Annotated in this window: 12 protein-coding genes, 2 rRNA genes and 1 riboswitch; of the genes, 7 read left to right on the top strand and 7 right to left on the bottom strand. The window is 56.6% G+C overall.

Annotation, left to right across the window (positions count from 1 at the left end; genetic code table 11):
• Positions 1 to 5: 5 nt before the first annotated feature.
• Positions 6 to 272, bottom strand: a complete 267-nt coding sequence (gene yjbE, locus FEM41_RS07180; RefSeq protein WP_138095327.1) for an exopolysaccharide production protein YjbE — start codon at positions 270 to 272, stop codon at positions 6 to 8.
• Between the two features lie 418 nt (positions 273 to 690).
• Positions 691 to 2,340 (bottom strand): glucose-6-phosphate isomerase, encoded by a 1,650-nt coding sequence (gene pgi / locus FEM41_RS07175; RefSeq protein WP_138095326.1) that lies wholly within the window; start codon positions 2,338 to 2,340, stop codon positions 691 to 693.
• 189 nt (positions 2,341 to 2,529) lie between these two features.
• Between pgi and FEM41_RS07170 the strand changes: the two genes are divergently transcribed.
• From FEM41_RS07170 to FEM41_RS07145, 6 genes are all read left to right on the top strand, one after another.
• Positions 2,530 to 4,395, top strand: coding sequence for a cation:proton antiporter (locus tag FEM41_RS07170; RefSeq protein ID WP_138095325.1), 1,866 nt, complete (start codon positions 2,530 to 2,532; stop codon positions 4,393 to 4,395).
• A gap of 53 nt (positions 4,396 to 4,448) precedes the next feature.
• A riboswitch (Lysine riboswitch) is annotated at positions 4,449 to 4,639 on the top strand.
• A gap of 99 nt (positions 4,640 to 4,738) precedes the next feature.
• Positions 4,739 to 6,097, top strand: coding sequence for a lysine-sensitive aspartokinase 3 (gene lysC, locus FEM41_RS07165; RefSeq protein WP_138095324.1), 1,359 nt, complete (start codon positions 4,739 to 4,741; stop codon positions 6,095 to 6,097).
• Positions 6,098 to 6,277: 180 nt separating this feature from the next.
• On the top strand, positions 6,278 to 6,940 hold the full coding sequence (locus FEM41_RS07160) for a response regulator (protein WP_138095323.1): 663 nt from the start codon (positions 6,278 to 6,280) through the stop codon (positions 6,938 to 6,940).
• Positions 6,937 to 8,307 carry a quorum sensing histidine kinase QseC gene (gene qseC, locus FEM41_RS07155; RefSeq protein WP_138095322.1) on the top strand — a complete coding sequence of 457 codons (1,371 nt, stop codon included), beginning with the start codon at positions 6,937 to 6,939 and terminating at the stop codon, positions 8,305 to 8,307. The genes FEM41_RS07160 and qseC overlap by 4 nt, the downstream gene beginning before the upstream one ends.
• Positions 8,308 to 8,414: 107 nt before the next feature.
• Entirely contained in the window at positions 8,415 to 9,341 is a 927-nt protein-coding gene (gene panS / locus FEM41_RS07150; RefSeq protein ID WP_138095321.1) for a ketopantoate/pantoate/pantothenate transporter PanS, read from the top strand.
• 120 nt (positions 9,342 to 9,461) lie between these two features.
• Positions 9,462 to 9,734 carry a YjbD family protein gene (locus tag FEM41_RS07145; protein ID WP_138095320.1) on the top strand — a complete coding sequence of 91 codons (273 nt, stop codon included), beginning with the start codon at positions 9,462 to 9,464 and terminating at the stop codon, positions 9,732 to 9,734.
• A 36-nt stretch (positions 9,735 to 9,770) separates the two neighbouring features.
• Here FEM41_RS07145 and FEM41_RS07140 read toward each other — a convergent pair whose 3' ends face one another.
• The 3 genes from FEM41_RS07140 to metA all read right to left on the bottom strand — a co-directional run bounded on the left by FEM41_RS07140 (position 9,771) and on the right by metA (position 16,236).
• Positions 9,771 to 11,402: a Na/Pi cotransporter family protein gene (locus FEM41_RS07140; protein WP_138095319.1), complete on the bottom strand. Its 1,632-nt coding sequence runs from the start codon at positions 11,400 to 11,402 to the stop codon at positions 9,771 to 9,773.
• A 130-nt stretch (positions 11,403 to 11,532) separates the two neighbouring features.
• Positions 11,533 to 15,216 carry a methionine synthase gene (gene metH, locus FEM41_RS07135; RefSeq protein ID WP_138095318.1) on the bottom strand — a complete coding sequence of 1,228 codons (3,684 nt, stop codon included), beginning with the start codon at positions 15,214 to 15,216 and terminating at the stop codon, positions 11,533 to 11,535.
• Positions 15,217 to 15,306: 90 nt separating this feature from the next.
• Positions 15,307 to 16,236, bottom strand: coding sequence for a homoserine O-acetyltransferase MetA (gene metA / locus FEM41_RS07130; protein WP_138095317.1), 930 nt, complete (start codon positions 16,234 to 16,236; stop codon positions 15,307 to 15,309).
• A gap of 187 nt (positions 16,237 to 16,423) precedes the next feature.
• On the opposite strand from metA, the gene FEM41_RS07125 reads away from it, so the two are divergent.
• Positions 16,424 to 16,987: a GNAT family N-acetyltransferase gene (locus FEM41_RS07125; RefSeq protein WP_138095316.1), complete on the top strand. Its 564-nt coding sequence runs from the start codon at positions 16,424 to 16,426 to the stop codon at positions 16,985 to 16,987.
• Positions 16,988 to 17,033: 46 nt separating this feature from the next.
• Here the strand turns inward: FEM41_RS07125 and rrf are convergent.
• Together rrf and FEM41_RS07115 are read right to left on the bottom strand one after the other, a co-directional pair.
• Positions 17,034 to 17,149, bottom strand: a 5S ribosomal RNA gene (gene rrf, locus FEM41_RS07120).
• Between the two features lie 105 nt (positions 17,150 to 17,254).
• Positions 17,255 to 20,160 (bottom strand): 23S ribosomal RNA (locus tag FEM41_RS07115).
• Between the last annotated feature and the right edge of the window lie 69 nt (positions 20,161 to 20,229).

Here is a 20,229-nt window from a genome sequence, read left to right as displayed (position 1 = left end):
AATTACTAAGGGGTGGTGCTGGTCGTAGTGGTTGTGGAGGTAGAGGTGGTGGTGGTAGTGCCAGTATTGGCGCCATCACTGCCCCCAACTGCGGCAAGCGCAGTCCCTACCACAGACCCTACTGCGCTAGACCCGGTCGCTGTTGAACTCCCCACAGAAACGGAGTTCGCTGCACCGCCAGCCGCTTCGCCACTGGTCAAAGGACCAGCAGTAGCGGTACCAGCAGACGCCAGCGCCAGTACGGCCATTGCGCCATAAAGGACTTTCTTCATAACAATTTCCCTTCATTGAATGAATGGAGATTTACCTGAAAAGAGTTTCAGGCGTTCCCGAGTATACACAATAAGCGAGACCTGTTTCCGGCTGAGGGAAATAACGAAGAGGTTTTAGGATTAATAGCGGGAATATAGATAATACAATTACAAATATTATATTTATTTCTTTAAAATCAATAAAATAACAAGAATTCAATGGTTATGATAAGGGGAGTGCATCAAGAAATAAACCGGAATAACCATCCGGCCTTCGGCGATTTTAGGATTAACCTGAGAGAGCAAGCTCTCCTTATATATGCAAACAACTGGATTTCTCCGATAAAAAAATGCCGGCGCACAGCCGGCATAATTAAAATATATCACCCAGGATATTCCGGGCAGGACAGTCGCTATTAAGACCGTCCTCAATAGGCAATTAACCGCGCCAGGCTTTATAACGGTTAATCAGACCATTGGTGGAGCTGTCGTGGCTGCTCACCTCACCGCCATCAGACAGTTCCGGCAGAATGCGGTTAGCCAGCTGTTTGCCAAGCTCTACGCCCCACTGGTCAAAGGTGAAGATATTGAGGATCGCCCCCTGGGTGAAGATCTTATGCTCATAGAGGGCAATCAACGCCCCCAGGCTGAACGGTGTGATTTCACGCAGCAGTATAGAGTTGGTCGGGCGGTTGCCTTCAAATACCTTGAACGGCACCACGTGATCCAACTGAGACGGATCTTTACCCTGATCGCGGAACTCCTGCTCCACAACTTCGCGGGATTTACCGAACGCCAGCGCTTCAGTCTGAGCAAAGAAGTTAGAGAGCAGTTTCGGATGATGATCCGAAAGCGGGTTATGGCTGATGGCTGGTGCGATAAAGTCGCAGGGAACCAGTTTGGTACCCTGGTGAATCAACTGGTAGAACGCATGCTGACCGTTGGTGCCCGGCTCACCCCAGATGATCGGCCCGGTCTGATAATCCACCGGCTTACCGGTACGGTCAACGTACTTACCGTTGGACTCCATATTACCCTGCTGGAAATAGGCCGCGAAGCGGTGCATATACTGGTCGTAAGGCAGAATCGCTTCCGTTTCGGTGCCAAAGAAATTGTTATACCAGATGCCGATCAGCGCCAGCAGTACCGGCAGGTTTTTCTCCGCTGGCGTGGTAGAGAAGTGCTTATCCATAGCGTGAGCACCGGAAAGCAGCTGCACGAAGTTGTCATAGCCAACGGAAAGCACAATAGACAGACCAATAGCGGACCACAGAGAATAACGGCCGCCGACCCAGTCCCAGAATTCAAACATATTGGCGGTATCGATGCCAAACTCGCCTACCGCCTTCGCGTTGGTGGACAGCGCGGCAAAGTGTTTCGCTACGTGCTTTTCATCGCCAGCGCTCTTCAGGAACCAGTCGCGGGCGCTGTGGGCATTGGTCATGGTTTCCTGGGTGGTGAAGGTTTTGGAGGCCACCAGGAACAGTGTGGTTTCCGGATTAACCCGCTTCAGCACTTCGGCGATATGGGTGCCGTCCACGTTAGAGACAAAGTGCATGTTCAGGTGGTTTTTATAGGGGCGCAGCGCCTCGGTTACCATATAGGGGCCAAGGTCGGATCCGCCGATACCGATGTTGACCACATCGGTGATGGCTTTGCCGGTATAACCTTTCCACTCGCCGCCGATCACGGAGTCGGAGAATTTCTTCATTTTCTCCAGTACCGCGTTTACTTCCGGCATCACATCCTTGCCGTCCACCAGGATCGGGGTATTGCTCCGGTTACGCAGCGCCACATGCAGAACGGCGCGATCTTCGGTGCGGTTAATCTTCTCACCGGCGAACATCGACTTGATGGCACCGGCCAGGTCGCTCTCTTCGGCCAGCGCCAGCAGCTTGTTCAGCGTCTCTTCGGTAATGCGGTTTTTGGAGTAGTCCACCAGCATCAGGTCATCAAAGGTTGCCGAAAACTTGCCAAAACGGTTCGAATCCTTAGCGAAAAGCTCGCTAATTTCGACCTCTTTCATCTCATTAAAATGCTGTTCCAGCGCCTTCCAGGCGGCAGTCTGCGTAGGATTGATGTTTTTCATAGCAATACTCTTCTGATTTGAGAATTGTGACTGGGGTCAATTGTAGCGCCTGCTTCAGCGAATTGTGATGATTTTATGCCATAAAACCGGCAGGTGTTTTTCGTTAACCGGCCCAACTATACTTGCCCGCCGCGATTGCACAACAATCGACTATTTTTAAAAAAGTCCCTCCTGAGGAAGAGTCAATTTATGGAACTATCTGCCCCCCTTTTGCTGGTGGTTATCGCTATCGCCTCGCTGGCCGCCCAGTGGCTGGCCTGGCTGACAAGGTTGCCCGCAATACTGCCATTGCTGGTCATGGGGATACTGCTTGGCCCGGTTAGCCACGTACTACAGCCGGATCATCTGTTCGGCGATCTGCTGTTTCCGCTGGTTTCGCTATCGGTTGCCATCATCCTGTTTGAAGGCGCGCTCACCCTGCGCTTCGATGAAATCCGCGGTCTGGGGGGCGTGGTACGTAATCTGGTCAGCGTCGGCATGCTGGTGACCTTTTGCGTCGTGAGCCTGGCCTGCTGGTGGATTTTGAATCTGCCGCCGGAACTGGCGGCGCTGGTGGGCGCCGTTACGGTCGTGACCGGCCCCACCGTTATCGCACCGCTGATGCGGGTAGTGCGCCCGAATGCCGCCATCAACCAGGTGCTGCGCTGGGAAGGGATCGTGATCGACCCCGTGGGCGCCATCTTTACCCTGCTGGTGTTTGAATTTATTACCCTGCGACAGGCGGCGGGATCGCTGCTGCACCTGCCGGGTACGCTGGCATGGACGGTGGGCGTAGGCCTGGCCGCCGGGGCGCTGTTCGGCTGGCTGCTGGGCACCGCCCTGAAGCGCGTATGGATCCCGGGCTATCTGCAAAACTTCGGGGTGCTGGCGATTGTGCTGCTCACCTTCGGCGTCTCCAATGCGCTGGCGGATGAATCAGGGCTACTGGCGGTCACAGTGATGGGCATCTGGCTTGCCAATATGCGCGATCTGGATATCAGCGATATTCTGGCGTTTAAAGAAGAGCTCTCTGCCCTGCTGATCTCAGCGCTGTTTGTGATCCTCGCTTCGCGCCTTGACCTGCTGGCCATCAAAGAAATGGGTTGGCCGCTACTGGGGCTGTTGCTGGTGGTGCAGTTTATCGCCCGCCCGCTTTGTATTATAGCGTCAACGCTGGGTTCCACCCTACCCTGGCGAGACCGAATGCTGCTGTGCTGGATAGCGCCGCGCGGTATCGTTGCCGCTGCGGTGGGTTCGCTGTTCGCTCTGACCTTACAGCGTAACGGTTACCAGGGAGCCGATCGTCTGGTAACGGTGGTCTTCGCCATCATTATTGGCACCGTAGTGCTGCAAAGTCTGACCAGTGCCTGGCTGGCGCGACTGCTGCGGGTACAGCAGAGCAAACCGAAAGGCGTCATGATTATCGGCGCCAATGCCGTTGCCCGTATGCTGGCAAAGGCGCTCATCAAACAGGATATTCCCGTGCTGGTCACCGATAACAGCTGGGAATATTACCGTCAGGCCCGAATGGAAGGGTTACCGGCCTACTACGGCAATGCCTGGTCCGAACATGCGGAGAACTACCTTGATCTGAGCGGTACCGCTCAGGTACTGGCTCTGTCGCCCAACCGTCACCAGAATGCACTGGCGGTCTATCACTTCAGCCACCTGTTTGGCGATGAACGGGTGTGGGCCATTCGTTCCGGCTCGGCGCTGAAGGGGCGCAGCAGCAGTAGCGAAAGCGCCCGTTTTCGCCGTAATGAGCGGCTGTTTAGCGAAGAGGTCACCTGGAGTCGCCTGAGCGGCCTGCTGTCAAAAGGTGCGGTAATCAAAGCAACCCGCCTTAATGCCAACTTCGGCTGGCTGGAGTATCTGGAAAAACATCGCGGCATTATCCCGCTTTTTGCCCTGCGTGAAGACGGAAGCCCGATGCCACTGAACGGCAAAAGTTCGCCGCCGCTGCCCTGCACGCTTATCGCACTGGTGGAACAACCCGGTAGCAAAAACGGCGCAGGCACGGGAAAAAGCGCATCGCTGTCGTCGAAAGCTGAAATATCTTCAAATTCCGGTCATTGACAGCTTCGGCATAACAGGTTAAATCTAAATCGCTACTTACGTGATGTTACGTAAGCGCCAGAAGAGGTGCGTCGTCCAGGTAATGTATCCGAGGAGCCGATCCGAGGAAGATACAGGAGGGGGTGCGACGCCGAGGGAGCCCACGTCCGGCAGCGCGGGTTTTCGACTACAGGGGCTGAATCCCCTGGGTTGTCACCCCGAAGCACCCACAGGTTGCTTCGCAAGGTGGAGGGCTTCTGGGTGAACCGTAGTTCTGACCATGCCACGTCTCTACGTCTGCCCCGTTTTCCGCTCCCCCTTGTACCAGGGTTTACCGATTTCGCTTCCCTGACACGAGGTATTTATGACTCAAGAAGTTCCCATTGTGGTCGCCAAGTTTGGCGGCACCAGCGTCGCCGACTTTGACGCCATGAACCGCAGCGTTGACGTGGTCCTTTCCGACAGCCAGGCAAGAGTTGTCGTGCTCTCCGCCTCTGCGGGCGTCACCAACCTGCTGGTAGCCCTGGCTGAAGGTCTGGAGGCGACCGAGCGCTTCGTTAAGCTCGACGCTATTCGCAAAATTCAGTTCGATATTCTGGAGCGCCTGCGCCAGCCGAATGTCATTCGCGAAGAGATCGACCGCCTGCTGGAAAATATTACCACTCTGGCCGAAGCCGCCTCCCTCGCCACATCGCCTGCGCTAACCGATGAACTGGTCAGCCACGGGGAACTGATGTCTACCCTGCTTTTCGTCGAAATCCTGCGTGAACGCGGCGTGGATGCCCAGTGGTTTGACGTGCGCAAAGTGATGCGCACCAGCGATCGCTTCGGTCGCGCCGAACCGGACGTGGCCGCGCTGGCCGAACTGGTGCAGCAACAACTGGCCCCGCGCCTGGCGGAATCGCTGATCGTCACCCAGGGCTTTATCGGCAGCGAATCAAAGGGGCGCACCACCACCCTGGGCCGCGGCGGCAGCGACTATACCGCCGCCCTGTTGGGCGAAGCGCTACAGGCCGATCGCGTCGATATCTGGACCGATGTGCCCGGTATCTATACCACTGATCCGCGCATTGTGCCGGCGGCAAAACGCATCGATAAAATCTCTTTTGAAGAGGCGGCGGAGATGGCAACCTTCGGTGCCAAAGTGCTCCACCCCTCCACCCTGCTTCCGGCTGTACGTCACGACATTCCGGTGTTTGTCGGCTCCAGCAAAGAGCCTAAAGCAGGCGGTACCCTGGTCTGCAATAAGACCGACGCGCCGCCGCTGTTCCGGGCGCTGGCGCTGCGTCGCAGCCAGACGCTGCTGACGCTGCACAGCCTGAATATGCTGCACTCCCGCGGCTTTCTGGCCGAAGTGTTCAGTATTCTGGCGCGCCACAGCATCTCCGTGGATCTGATCACCACCTCCGAGGTCAGCGTGGCCCTGACGCTGGATACCACCGGCTCCACCTCGACCGGCGATACCCTGCTGACCTCCGCGCTGCTGACCGAGCTCTCTTCACTGTGTCGGGTCGAAGTGGAAGAAGATCAGGCGCTGATTGCGCTGATTGGCAACGAGCTCTGTCGCTCCGTTGGCGTCGGTAAAGAGGTGTTCGGCGCCCTGGAGCCGTTCAATATCCGGATGATTTGCTACGGCGCGTCCAGCCATAATCTCTGTTTCCTGGTACCGGGCAGCGAAGCCAACCGCGCCGTGGAAATGCTGCACAGTAACCTGTTCGAATAATCCCCCGCGGCCGGGCTCCTACCCGGTCGCATCTTAAGTGTCTCTTAAGACGGCTTCTTTTTAATCCTGTCCATGGTTTAAAACATTGGATCCGGAGGCCGGTAGCAGTTAACGTTATCAATATGTTACCGACAACGGCACCACATCGACGGTCGCAGCGGTGAAACATCGGGTCATGGAATGAGAATATTATTGCTGGAAGACGATCGCCTGATCGGCGATGGAATTAAAAACGGGCTGGAGCAGTGCGGCTTCTGCGTGGACTGGTTTTACGAAGGGGAACAGGGAAAGCGAGCGCTACTCCGGGCCCCCTTTGATGCGGTGGTGCTCGATCTCGGGCTTCCCGGTATCGATGGCATGGATATTCTGAGCTGGTGGCGCCGACAGCAACTGGATACGCCAGTGCTGATTCTGACCGCCCGCGATGCCCTGGAGCAGCGCCTGCAGGGGCTTAACGCTGGCGCCGACGACTATATGGGCAAACCTTTTGCGCTATCGGAACTGGTAGCACGTCTGCACGCGCTTATCCGCCGCAGCCACGCCCGCAGCACGCCGCTGCTCAGCCATCGCCATGTCACTTTCGATCCCCATACCCGCATCGCCACCTGCCACGGCGAACCTATCGTCCTGACCGTGCGGGAACAGGCGCTGCTGGAACTGCTGCTGCTAAATAAAAAGCGCGTGATGTCGCGCCAGTTACTGGAGGAAAAACTCTATAGCTGGGAGCACGACGTGGGCAGTAACGCCATTGAAGTGCATATCCACCATCTGCGCCGTAAGCTCGGCAATGATTTTATCCGCACCGAACGCGGGCTGGGTTACTACCTGGGGGCCGGGACATGAAAAATCTCAGCCTGAGCAGCCGCCTGCTGATCTATATTTTGCTGATTGCCACTCTGATCTGGGGTGCCGCCAGCATCGCAGCCAGAATTCAGACCCGCTCGGCTATTGATGAAGTCTTCGATACCCAGCAGTTACTGTTTGCCAAGCGACTGGCGTCGGCCAACCTGAGCGAACTGACCGTTGATGAAATTCAGGATCGCTCCCTGCCCAAAACCCGCAATCTGATTGGCGACGGCGATGCCGGCGAGCAGGACGACGACGCACTGGGGTTCGCCATCTTTAACGAGCGCGGTGAACTGCTGCTTAGCGACAACGATCATGGCAATGATTTCGGCTACAGCAAACGCAGCGGTTTTATCAACAAACGGCTGGAGGGCGACGACGACGAAAAGTGGCGCATTCTCTACATCACCACACCGGATGAACGCTACACCATTGCCGTCGGCCAGGAGCGCGACTACCGCGACGATCTGGTCAGCGATATCGTCACCGGCCAGCTCTGGCCCTGGCTGCTGGGGCTGCCGCTGATGATGGCGCTGACGGTGTGGATCGTACGCCGGGAACTGATGTCGCTGCGCCGGACAGCTCAGGCGCTCACCGGCCGTAGCCCCGACGATGCCACGCCGCTGGAAGAGACCAGCGTACCCAAAGAAGCGCGCCCGCTGGTCAGCGCCCTGAATGCGCTGTTTGTCCGGGTCAGCGGCATGCTGGAGCATGAACGACAGTTTACCGCCGATGCCGCCCACGAACTGCGTAGCCCGCTGACCGCACTGCGTATTCAGAGCGAGGTAGCGTTACTGGCACAAGAGGATCGCACCACCCGGGATCGGGCGCTGAATAACCTGATCGTCGGGATCGACAGGACTTCCCGACTGGTCGATCAGCTACTGGCGCTGTCCCGGCTGGACGCCACCGCTTCTCTGATGAGTGATACCACACACCTCGACTGGCGGGAGCTGGCTGACGAAGTGGTGGTTGAATCTCAACCGGTGGCGCAGCATAAGGAAATTACGCTTAACCTTATCGTAGAATCGCCACCGCAGCCCATAAAAGGCAACCGGCTGCTGCTGAAGATGCTGCTCGCCAATCTGGTCAACAATGCCCTGCGTTATACCCCGGAGCAGGGCACGGTGGAAATTACGCTGCGTCACAATGGGATAAGCGTGACGGATAACGGTCCCGGCGTGATGCCCAGCCATCTGTCGCGCCTGGGCGAGCGTTTCTTCCGCCCGCCCGGCTCGCAGGAAAACGGCAGCGGCCTGGGGCTATCCATAGTGAAACGCATCGCCCGCCTGCACGGGCTGGACGCCCGCTGGCGCAACCGCCCGGAAGGCGGCTTCCAGGTCAATCTGAACCCGACCGAATAAGGCATTTCCCGGAAGAGAAAAAAAATTATACTGAGGAGCCGGGCACGACCCGGCTTTTTTATAACCACAACGACACAACACAATGCAACTTTGCAAGGACACTCGCTATGCTCGCGACCATCACCCGGCTGTTCCCGCTCTGGGCACTGCTGCTCTCACTGCTGGCTTATGCCACGCCCGCCACCTTTACCCCCATCGGTCCCTGGGTCAGCACGCTGTTAATGCTGATTATGTTCGGTATGGGCGTACACCTGAAGCTGGACGATTTTAAGCGCGTACTGTCGCGCCCGGCACCGGTGGCGGCCGGTATTTTTCTGCACTATCTGCTGATGCCGCTGGCCGCCTGGCTGCTGGCGATGCTGTTCCGTATGCCGCCCGATCTGGCTGCAGGGATGGTGCTGGTCGGCAGCGTCGCCAGCGGAACGGCCTCTAACGTGATGATCTATTTGGCAAAGGGCGATGTGGCGCTGTCGGTCACTATCTCGGCCATCTCCACGCTGGTGGGCGTATTTGCCACCCCGCTGCTGACCCGACTGTATGTGGATGCCGATATTCAGGTGGATGTAATGGGCATGCTGCTCAGCATTCTGCAGATTGTGGTGATCCCCATCGCGCTGGGGCTGGTGGTGCATCATCTGTTCCCGGGTCTGGTCAAACGGCTGGAGCCGGTGCTGCCCGCATTCTCGATGCTCTGCATTCTGGCCATTATCAGCGCGGTGGTTGCAGGATCGGCGGGCAATATTGCGACCGTCGGGCCGGTAGTCATTCTGGCGGTGATCCTGCATAACGCTATCGGTCTGCTGGGAGGATACTGGGGCGGACGCCTGTTCGGCTTTGATGAGTCCACCTGCCGCACTCTGGCGATTGAGGTGGGCATGCAGAACTCCGGGCTGGCCGCCGCACTGGGCAAGATTTACTTCTCGCCGCTCGCCGCCCTGCCAGGTGCGCTGTTTTCGGTATGGCACAACCTTTCAGGTTCGCTGCTGGCAGGCTACTGGTCAGGGAAACCCACCGGGAAAAAGGCAAAGAAATAAAGGCAGCACTTTTTGCCCGGATAACCACCGGGCATTTTCCCCAGGGGCGCGATACTGACAGGCTATCTGTCAGCGTGGTATTACCGTACACTGAGGCTCCGGCTACCAGAGGGCAACACGATGGCACTCCCCCGTATTACGCAAAAAGAGATGACCGAGCGCGAACAGCGTGAGCTGAAAACGCTACTCGACCGCGCGCGCATCGCACACGGGCGTCGGCTAAGCAACGCGGAAACCAATAGCATCAAAAAAGAGTACATCGATAAACTGATGACTCAGCGCGAAGCAGAAGCTAAAAAAGCCCGCCAGTTGAAAAAAAAGCAGGCTTATAAGCCAGATTCGGAAGCCTCATTTTCCTGGTCGGCGAATACGCCGACCCGCGGCAGACGTTAACGCCCTTTCTTTTTACGCTCTGGTCGAGTGAAGCACTTAATACTCATCCCGCTCCTCGTCATCGTCCGGCTGTTCCAGCACGCTGTAGGCCACGGCGCAGAATAGTGAGTTCAGGCGCTTCATATCGCCCAGTAACCCCAGATGCAGCGAACTGGTTTCGATGCTCTGTACGTTCTGCTGATGCAGACGATCCACGTGCGCGTGGGCGTAGCGCCGGTTCATAATCCGGAAGCGATGTTTACTACGCCGCAGACGCCGGGCGCTGGGCACATCTCCGGAAAAGAAGACCGACAGCGCCAGCCGCAGATTAGCCAGCAGGAGCTGGAGCAGGTTATCCAGCTCCTCCAGGCCTTCCGGCGAGAAAGCCCGGCGAGCCGCCAGCGACTTATGCGCCACTTCGCTGCCCATACGTTCGATAATATCGGCCGCCTGCTGCAGATTCAGAGAGGTTTCGATAATCTCCGCCCAGCGTCGGGAATCGCCCTCCGCCAGATCGTCCTTGGGCATACGCGCCAGGTAGAGCTTGATGGCGGTATGCAAAACATCCACATCATCCGCCAGCTTGCGCAGCTCTTTCTCTTCCCGCACCTCGCCGTGCATCACCTTATTCCAGCCTTCCAGCATCTGCTCCAGGGCATCGCCCATACGCAGGACTTCCCGGGCGGCATTCGCCAGACCCAGAGCCGGGGTATCCAGCACGCTGGGATCCAGATGCTTCGGTTTCATGCGGGCATCCAGCTCCGGCGCTTCGCCGATAATACGCCGACAGAAGCGCGCCATCGGTTCAGCGAAGGGCACCATCGCCAGGCAGCGGATCAGGTTGTAGAAGACATGAAAGTAGATCACCAGTTCCGATTCCGGGAGCGACAATTTCTGCATCCCGTCGGCCAGCAGGTGGACGAAGGGTAGCACCACCAGGCTGCCAATCAGTTTAAACAGCAGGCTGCCAAGAGCCACGCGCCGGGCGGCAGGGCTGGCCGTACCGTTATTAATCATCGCCAGCAGGCCGGACCCCAGGTTAGCGCCAATCACCAGGCACAATGCCACATCGAAAGCGATAACGCCGGTGGCGGTCAGGGTGGCGGTCAGCAGCACTGCCGCCAGGCTGGAGTAGCTGATAATGGCAAAAACCGCGCCAATCAGTGCATCAAGCATAATATCGCCGGTCAGAGAAGCGAAAATCACCTTCACGCCGGAGGCCTGAGTAATGGGGGTTACGGCCTGAACAATCAGTTCCAGAGCCAGCAGAATCAGCCCCAGACCGATACCGACGCGGCCCAGTTGCCCGGCCCGGGTCTGCTTACGGCTGAGGAAGAAGATCACGCCGATAAAAATCAGCAGCGGCGACAGCCAGGAGAGATCGAAAGTCAGGATACGCGCCATCAGCGCGGTACCCACATCGGCACCCAGTACAATCACCAGCGCCGGCGTCAGCGCCACCAGATCCTGGGCGACGAACGAGGTCACCAGCATGGTGGTGGCGTTACTGCTCTGCACCAGCGCGGTCACGCCAATGCCCGCACAGAAGGCGAGCGGCTTCTTCTCTACGCTGTTGCTTAGCACGCTGCGTAATCGCGCGCCAAAAACGCGCATCACACCGGTACGCACGATATGCGTTCCCCACACCAGCAGGGCAACGGCTGAAAGCAGGTGTAAAAGCGTTAACACAAGGTCTCCTTATCGTTTTTGTTTTCCCTGGGCTCCCTTACGGAAGGAAGGTGTAGAGTATAAAAGATAAAAGAGAGAGGGCGCCGTACGGCGCCCAACAGAATGTAAACAAAAATGGCTTTTTAGCGGCTTATTCCGGCTCATAACCCAGATTGGGCGCCAGCCAGCGTTCCACCTCCTGGACGCTCATACCCTTACGCATGGCGTAATCTTCTACCTGGTCGCGCTGAATCTGCGCCACGGCAAAGTACTTGCTTGCCGGATGGCTGAAGTACCAGCCCGCCACCGAGGCACCGGGCCACATGGCGAAGGATTCCGTCAGTTTCATACCGGTGTGCTTTTCAACATCCAACAACTGCCAGATAGCAGCTTTTTCGGTATGCTCCGGACAGGCCGGGTAGCCAGGCGCCGGGCGAATCCCCTGGTAATTTTCGCGGATCAGCTCTTCATTGCTCAGGTTTTCATTAGCGGCATAGCCCCAGTAAACTTTACGCACCCGCTCATGCAGATATTCCGCGAAGGCTTCCGCCAGGCGGTCGGCCACCGCTTTGACCATGATTTTGTTGTAATCATCGTGCTGCGCGTCGAAGGCTTCTGCTAGGGCATCCTCTTCCAGACCGCCGGTCACCGCGAAGGCGCCGATGTAGTCCTCTTTACCACTCAGCTTCGGAGCCACAAAGTCCGCCAGGCAGTAGTTGGCGAAGCCGACCTTCTCGGTCTGCTGGCGTAGGTGATGACTAACCGCCAGTACGTGAGTGCGGCTTTCATCGCGATAGATTTCGATATCGTCCCCGACCCGGTTCGCCGGGAACAGGCCGACCACGCCACGAGGAGTCAGGGCTCCTTCAACGCTCAGGCGATCCAGCATGGCGTTGGCATCATTGAACAGACGCAGTGCCTCAACGCCGACGACCTCATCTTCCAGAATGCGCGGATACTTGCCCGCCAGCGACCAGGTCAGGAAGAATGGCGTCCAGTCGATGTAGTTGCGCAGGGTTTCAATGCCAGCGCTGACTTCCTGCACGCCCGGACGATGGGCAAGCGGCGGGGTGTAGCTTTCCCAGTCGAAAGCCAGATCGTTTTCCCGGGCCGCGTGCAGCGTCACCGGCGGCGTACGCGGCTTCTTGCGGGCATGCTGGGCGCGTACCGTTTCGTACTCTTTGCGGGTGCGGGCCACGAAATCGTCATGCTGGCTTTCCGAAAGCAGCGAGGAGACCACGCCCACAGTGCGCGAAGCGTTCTGCACATACACCGTTGGGCCGCTGTAGTTCTGCTCGATCTTCACCGCCGTATGGGCTTTAGAGGTGGTGGCGCCGCCAATCAGCAGCGGCAGCGTGAAGCCCTGGCGCTCCATCTCTTTGGCAACGTGCACCATTTCGTCCAGCGACGGCGTGATCAGGCCGGAAAGGCCGATGATATCGGCGTTCTCTTCCCGGGCGGTCTTCAGAATTTTTTCGCAGGGCACCATGACACCGAGATCGATAATTTCATAGTTATTGCACTGGAGCACCACGCCCACGATGTTCTTACCAATGTCGTGTACGTCCCCTTTCACCGTCGCCAGCACGATCTTGCCGTTACTTTTCCCCTTCTCCTTACTGGCCTGGATATAGGGCTCCAGATAGGCCACCGCCTGCTTCATAACGCGCGCTGACTTCACCACCTGGGGCAGAAACATCTTGCCATCGCCGAACAGATCGCCGACCACATTCATGCCGTCCATCAGCGGTCCTTCAATAACCTCTATCGGCTTGCTCGCCCGCTGTCTGGCCTCTTCGGTATCCGGGATGATGAACTCGGTAATTCCCTTCACCAGCGCGTACTCAAGGCGTTTTTCCACCTCCCAACTACGCCATTCGGCTTGCTGAGCGGTATCTGCCTCATTGCTTTTAGTGCCACGGTACTTTTCCGCCAGCTCCAGTAGCCGTTCGGTGCCGTCGTCACGGCGATTGAGGATCACATCCTCTACCGCATCGCGCAGCTCGGCGGGAAGATCGTCGTAGATCGCCAACTGACCGGCGTTGACGATCCCCATGCGCAGGCCGTTACGGATAGCGTAATAAAGGAAAACGGCGTGGATAGCTTCACGTACCGGATCGTTACCGCGGAACGAGAAAGAGACGTTAGAGACGCCACCGGAGATCAGCGCATGGGGCAGCTCACGGCGGATATCCTCACAGGCGCCGATAAAGTCGACCGCATAATTGTTGTGTTCATCGATACCGGTCGCGACCGCAAAAATATTGGGGTCGAAGATAATATCTTCCGGCGGGAAGCCGATTTGTTCGGTCAGAATCTGGTATGCGCGACGGCAGATCTCAATCTTGCGCGCCCGGGTGTCGGCCTGGCCCTCTTCGTCGAACGCCATCACCACCACTGCGGCACCGTAGCGTCGTACCAGCTTCGCATGCTGGATAAACGCCTCTTCTCCCTCTTTCATAGAGATAGAGTTCACGATGCCTTTGCCCTGGATGCACTTAAGCCCCTTTTCGATGACCTCCCATTTAGAGGAGTCGATCATAATAGGAACCCGGGCGATATCCGGCTCACCGGCGATCAAGTTGAGGAAACGCACCATCGCCGCTTCAGCGTCGAGCATCCCCTCATCCATGTTGATATCGATAATCTGGGCGCCGTTTTCCACCTGCTGACGCGCCACATCCAGCGCTTCGTTATACTGCTCTTCTTTTATCAGCCGCTTAAAGCGCGCCGAACCGGTGACGTTGGTGCGCTCACCCACGTTAACGAACAGGCTGTCATCGGTAATATTGAGCGGTTCAAGACCGGAAAGGCGGCAGGCGACCGGTAGCTGGGGTAGCTGTCGCGGCGCAACGCCGTCCACCGCCTGACGCATGGCCGCGATGTGCTCCGGCGTGGTGCCACAGCAGCCGCCGACAATATTCAGGAAACCAGCCTCCGCCCATTCGCGGATCTGTTCGGCCATGATCTGAGCATCCAGATCGTATTCACCAAAGGCATTGGGCAGCCCGGCGTTGGGGTGGGCGCTGACGTAGCATTCCGCCACCCGTGAGAGTTCGGCCACGTACTGGCGTAACTCGTCCGGCCCCAGCGCGCAATTAAGTCCAAACGACAACGCGCCTGCATGACGCAGGGAGTTATAAAAGGCTTCGGTAGTCTGGCCGGAAAGCGTGCGCCCGGAGGCATCAGTAATGGTGCCGGAGATCATCAGCGGCAGTTCAACGCCGAGCGCTTCGAATTCAGTTTTTACCGCAAAAATGGCGGCTTTGGCGTTCAGAGTATCGAAAACTGTTTCGATCAGGATGAGATCCACGCCCCCTTCGACCAGCGCCCGGGTCGACTCCCGATAGGCATCCACCAGTTGATCGAAGGTGATATTACGAAAGGCGGGATCGTTGACGTCCGGGGAGATAGACGCCGTACGGTTAGTTGGCCCCAGTACCCCCGCCACGTAGCGCGGACGATCCGGGGTGCGGGCCGTCCACTCATCGGCGCAGGCGCGCGCCAGCTTTGCCGCCGCCAGGTTAATTTCCGTCGACAGCGATTCCATCTGATAGTCCGCCATCGCGATGGAAGTAGAGTTAAAGGTATTGGTTTCGAGAATATCGGCGCCGGCTTCCAGGTAATCATTGTGGATAGCCGTAATCACATCCGCCCGGGTAATGGCCAGCAGATCGTTGTTACCTTTCAGGTCGCAGGGCCAGTCGGCGAAGCGTTCGCCGCGGAAATCCTCTTCCTGCAGGCGATAACCCTGGATCATGGTGCCCATGCCCCCATCCAGCACCAGAATGCGTTCGGCTAACTGCCGGTGTAGCTGCTCAGATTGATGACTCACTCTTGTTCCTCTTCCCGACCGGGAGCGTTGTTGTGCCATGCCCGTCTTTAACGCGGGTTTCACTTCATCCTAACATAACTCCGGGAGAGGCTACTCCAGGGTCGGATTCATATGCCGTAAATCGTACGGCGTTATCTGGTAAACGTAGTAGTTAAGCCAGTTGGAGAACAACAGGTTGCCGTGGCTACGCCAGGTGGCCCGCGGCGTGCGAGTGGGGTCGTCGTTCGGGAAGTAGTTCTCAGGCACCAGAGGGTTAAGACCTGCTTCGCGATCGCGGAAGAATTCGCTCGCCAGGGTCCCGGCATCATATTCCGGATGGCCGGTGACAAAGGCGATACGCTTATCCCGGCTGGCAAACAGGTAGGCGCCGGTAGCATCGGACTCCGCCAGTAGCTCGAGATCGGTATGTTCACGAATGATTGCCGACGGGAAGGCGGCATAACGGGAGTGAGGCGCCAGAAAGCTGTCGTCAAAGCCCCGGGTCAGCAGGGCATGAGGATGCAAGATTTGATGTTCGTATACGCCGGAAAGTTTTGTTGCGAGGGTCTGCTTGGGAATGCCATAGAGGATATTGAGCGCGGCCTGTACCGCCCAACAGACACACAGCGTTGAGGTCACATGATCCTTCGCCCACTCCAGCACCCTGGTAATCTGCGGCCAGTATGCGACATCATCAAACTCAACCAGCCCCAGCGGCGCCCCGGTCACAATCAGGCCGTCGAAGTTCTGATCCTGAATATCCTCAAAGTTACAGTAGAAGTTATTCAGATGCTCTGCCGGGGTATTGCGCGACTCGCGGCTGTCGATACGCAACAGTTGAATATCCAGCTGAAGCGAGGAGTTGGAAAGCAGACGCAGAAACTGGTTTTCCGTCTCTATTTTCTTCGGCATCAGGTTAAGGATCAGGACCTTTAGCGGACGGATCTCCTGTACGCTGGCGCGGGAGCTCGTCATCACAAAAACGTTCTCCTGACGCAGGAAATTTACGGCTGGTAACTCATCAGGCACCCTGATCGGCATAACACATCACCCTCACTACATACGTTTAAACGTTTAGACATCCAGATGCCTGAAGATAACCTGCTCTGTCGTGAATGTCGAGCCTGCAAGTGAAAGGTGAAAATGTTTCAGGATATCCGCTCTCTGGTTTGAGCGGATAGCTTCCATTACATTGAGGCATGTGACTCCCCACTAACAAGGCATCGACATGCATTCAATTCAACCGGTTCACATCGAAACCGACAGGCTGATCTTACGCCCTCATCACATTACCGATTTCGAGGCATGGTATGCCATGTTTACGGATAAAGCGTTGTTCGAGTTTATTAGCGCCCCTACGCTTTCGCCCGAAGACGGCTGGAACCGGCTGCTGCGCTATATCGGACACTGGTCCGTGTTTGGCTATGGCCTGTTTGCTATTTTTCGTAAATCAGACGGTCAGTTTTTAGGGGAAACGGGGCTGGCAGATTTCCATCGTGGCCTGGGCGATGATTTCGATGGCGTTCCCGAAGCCGCATGGATTATTTCACGGGCAGCACAGGGGCAGGGAGTTGCCCGTGAAGCGGCGGCGGCGGCACATCACTGGCTCGACAAGACATTATCGCCATCTCGCACCGTATGTCTTATCGACCCCCAGAATCAGCCATCAATCAGAATAGCTCAGGGTCTTGGCTATGCGATTTTGGGCGAATGTGAATATCGGGGAACCTCTTGCTTTAAGCTACGTCGTGATTTCACCCGCGGGGACAGCAAGATTTTTACTGTACCATGAACGCAAAAAACCCCGGTCAATGACCGGGGTTCTTCACTGGTTTGATGCCTGGCAGTTCCCTACTCTCGCATGGGGAGACCCCACACTACCATCGGCGCTACGGCGTTTCACTTCTGAGTTCGGCATGGGGTCAGGTGGGACCACCGCGCTCTCGCCGCCAGGCAAATTCTGTTCCGCTTACCGCCACACACGGCCATAAGCGTTTATCCGTCACAAGCTGATTTGATTCTGTCTCTCAACATCATACCAAAACATCTTTGGCGTTGTAAGGTTAAGCCTCTCGGGTCATTAGTACCGGTTAGCTCAACGCATCGCTGCGCTTACACACCCGGCCTATCAACGTCGTCGTCTTCAACGTCCCTTCAGGAGACTCAAAGTCTCAGGGAAGACTCATCTCGGGGCAAGTTTCGTGCTTAGATGCTTTCAGCACTTATCTTTTCCGCACTTAGCTACCGGGCAATGCAATTGGCATCACAACCCGAACACCAGTGGTGCGTCCACTCCGGTCCTCTCGTACTAGGAGCAGCCCCCCTCAGTCTTCCAGCGCCCACGGCAGATAGGGACCGAACTGTCTCACGACGTTCTAAACCCAGCTCGCGTACCACTTTAAATGGCGAACAGCCATACCCTTGGGACCTACTTCAGCCCCAGGATGTGATGAGCCGACATCGAGGTGCCAAACACCGCCGTCGATATGAACTCTTGGGCGGTATCAGCCTGTTATCCCCGGAGTACCTTTTATCCGTTGAGCGATGGCCCTTCCATTCAGAACCACCGGATCACTATGACCTGCTTTCGCACCTGCTCGCGCCGTCACGCTCGCAGTCAAGCTGGCTTATGCCATTGCACTAACCTCCTGATGTCCGACCAGGATTAGCCAACCTTCGTGCTCCTCCGTTACTCTTTGGGAGGAGACCGCCCCAGTCAAACTACCCACCAGACACTGTCCCCACGCCCGATTAGGGCGCCAGGTTAGAACATCAAACATTAAAGGGTGGTATTTCAAGGTTGGCTCCACGTGTACTTGCGTCCACGCTTCAAAGCCTCCCACCTATCCTACACATCAAGGCTCAATGTTCAGTGTCAAGCTATAGTAAAGGTTCACGGGGTCTTTCCGTCTTGCCGCGGGTACACTGCATCTTCACAGCGAGTTCAATTTCACTGAGTCCCGGGTGGAGACAGCCTGGCCATCATTACGCCATTCGTGCAGGTCGGAACTTACCCGACAAGGAATTTCGCTACCTTAGGACCGTTATAGTTACGGCCGCCGTTTACCGGGGCTTCGATCAGGAGCTTCTGGTTACCCATAACCCCATCAATTAACCTTCCGGCACCGGGCAGGCGTCACACCCTATACGTCCACTTTCGTGTTTGCAGAGTGCTGTGTTTTTAATAAACAGTTGCAGCCAGCTGGTATCTTCGACTGACTTCAGCTCCACCCGCAGGGGCTTCACCTACATGTCAGCGTGCCTTCTCCCGAAGTTACGGCACCATTTTGCCTAGTTCCTTCACCCGGGTTCTCTCAAGCGCCTTGGTATTCTCTACCTGACCACCTGTGTCGGTTTCGGGTACGATTCGTTGTTACCTGAAGCTTAGAGGCTTTTCCTGGAAGCAGGGCATTTGTCACTTCAGCACCGTAGTGCCTCGTCATCACGCCTCAGCCTTAACTTTCCGGATTTGCCTGGAAAGTCAGCCTACACGCTTAAACCGGGACGACCGTCGCCCGGATGACATAGCCTTCTCCGTTCCCCCATCGCAGTAACACCGAGTACGGGAATATTAACCCGTTTCCCATCGACTACGCCTTTCGGCCTCGCCTTAGGGGTCGACTCACCCTGCCCCGATTAACGTTGGACAGGAACCCTTGGTCTTCCGGCGAGCGGGCTTTTCACCCGCTTTATCGTTACTCATGTCAGCATTCGCACTTCTGATACCTCCAGCATACCTCACAGTACACCTTCAACGGCTTACAGAACGCTCCCCTACCCAACAACACATGAGTGTCGCTGCCGCAGCTTCGGTGCATGGTTTAGCCCCGTTACATCTTCCGCGCAGGCCGACTCGACCAGTGAGCTATTACGCTTTCTTTAAATGATGGCTGCTTCTAAGCCAACATCCTGGCTGTCTGGGCCTTCCCACATCGTTTCCCACTTAACCATGACTTTGGGACCTTAGCTGGCGGTCTGGGTTGTTTCCCTCTTCACGACGGACGTTAGCACCCGCCGTGTGTCTCCCGTGATAACATTCTCCGGTATTCGTAGTTTGCATCGGGTTGGTAAGCCGGGATGGCCCCCTAGCCGAAACAGTGCTCTACCCCCGGAGATGAATTCACGAGGCGCTACCTAAATAGCTTTCGGGGAGAACCAGCTATCTCCCGGTTTGATTGGCCTTTCACCCCCAGCCACAGGTCATCCGCTAATTTTTCAACATTAGTCGGTTCGGTCCTCCAGTTAGTGTTACCCAACCTTCAACCTGCCCATGGCTAGATCACCGGGTTTCGGGTCTATACCCTGCAACTTAACGCCCGGTTAAGACTCGGTTTCCCTTCGGCTCCCCTATTCGGTTAACCTTGCTACAGAATATAAGTCGCTGACCCATTATACAAAAGGTACGCAGTCACACCCATAAAGAGTGCTCCCACTGCTTGTACGTACACGGTTTCAGGTTCTGTTTCACTCCCCTCGCCGGGGTTCTTTTCGCCTTTCCCTCACGGTACTGGTTCACTATCGGTCAGTCAGGAGTATTTAGCCTTGGAGGATGGTCCCCCCATATTCAGACAGGATAACACGTGTCCCGCCCTACTCATCGAGCTCACAGCATGTGCATTTTCGTGTACGGGGCTGTCACCCTGTATCGCCGGACTTTCCAGACCGTTCCACTAATACACACGCTGATTCAGACTCTGGGCTCTTCCCCGTTCGCTCGCCGCTACTCAGGGAATCTCGGTTGATTTCTTTTCCTCGGGGTACTTAGATGTTTCAGTTCTCCCGGTTCGCCTCATTAACCTATGGATTCAGTTAATGATAGTGTGACGAATCACACTGGGTTTCCCCATTCGGACATCGTCGGTTATAACGCCTCATATCAGCTTACCGACGCTTTTCGCAGATTAGCACGTCCTTCATCGCCTCTGACTGCCAGGGCATCCACCGTGTACGCTTATTCGCTTAACCTCACAACCCGAAGATGTCTTCGTGTTGTAAGCTTGAGAGACCCATTAAACGGTTGTCCCGTTTATGGAT

Source organism: Jejubacter calystegiae, from assembly GCF_005671395.1.
Lineage (GTDB): Bacteria > Pseudomonadota > Gammaproteobacteria > Enterobacterales > Enterobacteriaceae > Jejubacter > Jejubacter calystegiae.
The sequence above is the reverse complement of the archived record's forward strand: the minus strand, read 5'-3'. Positions and strand labels throughout refer to the sequence as shown.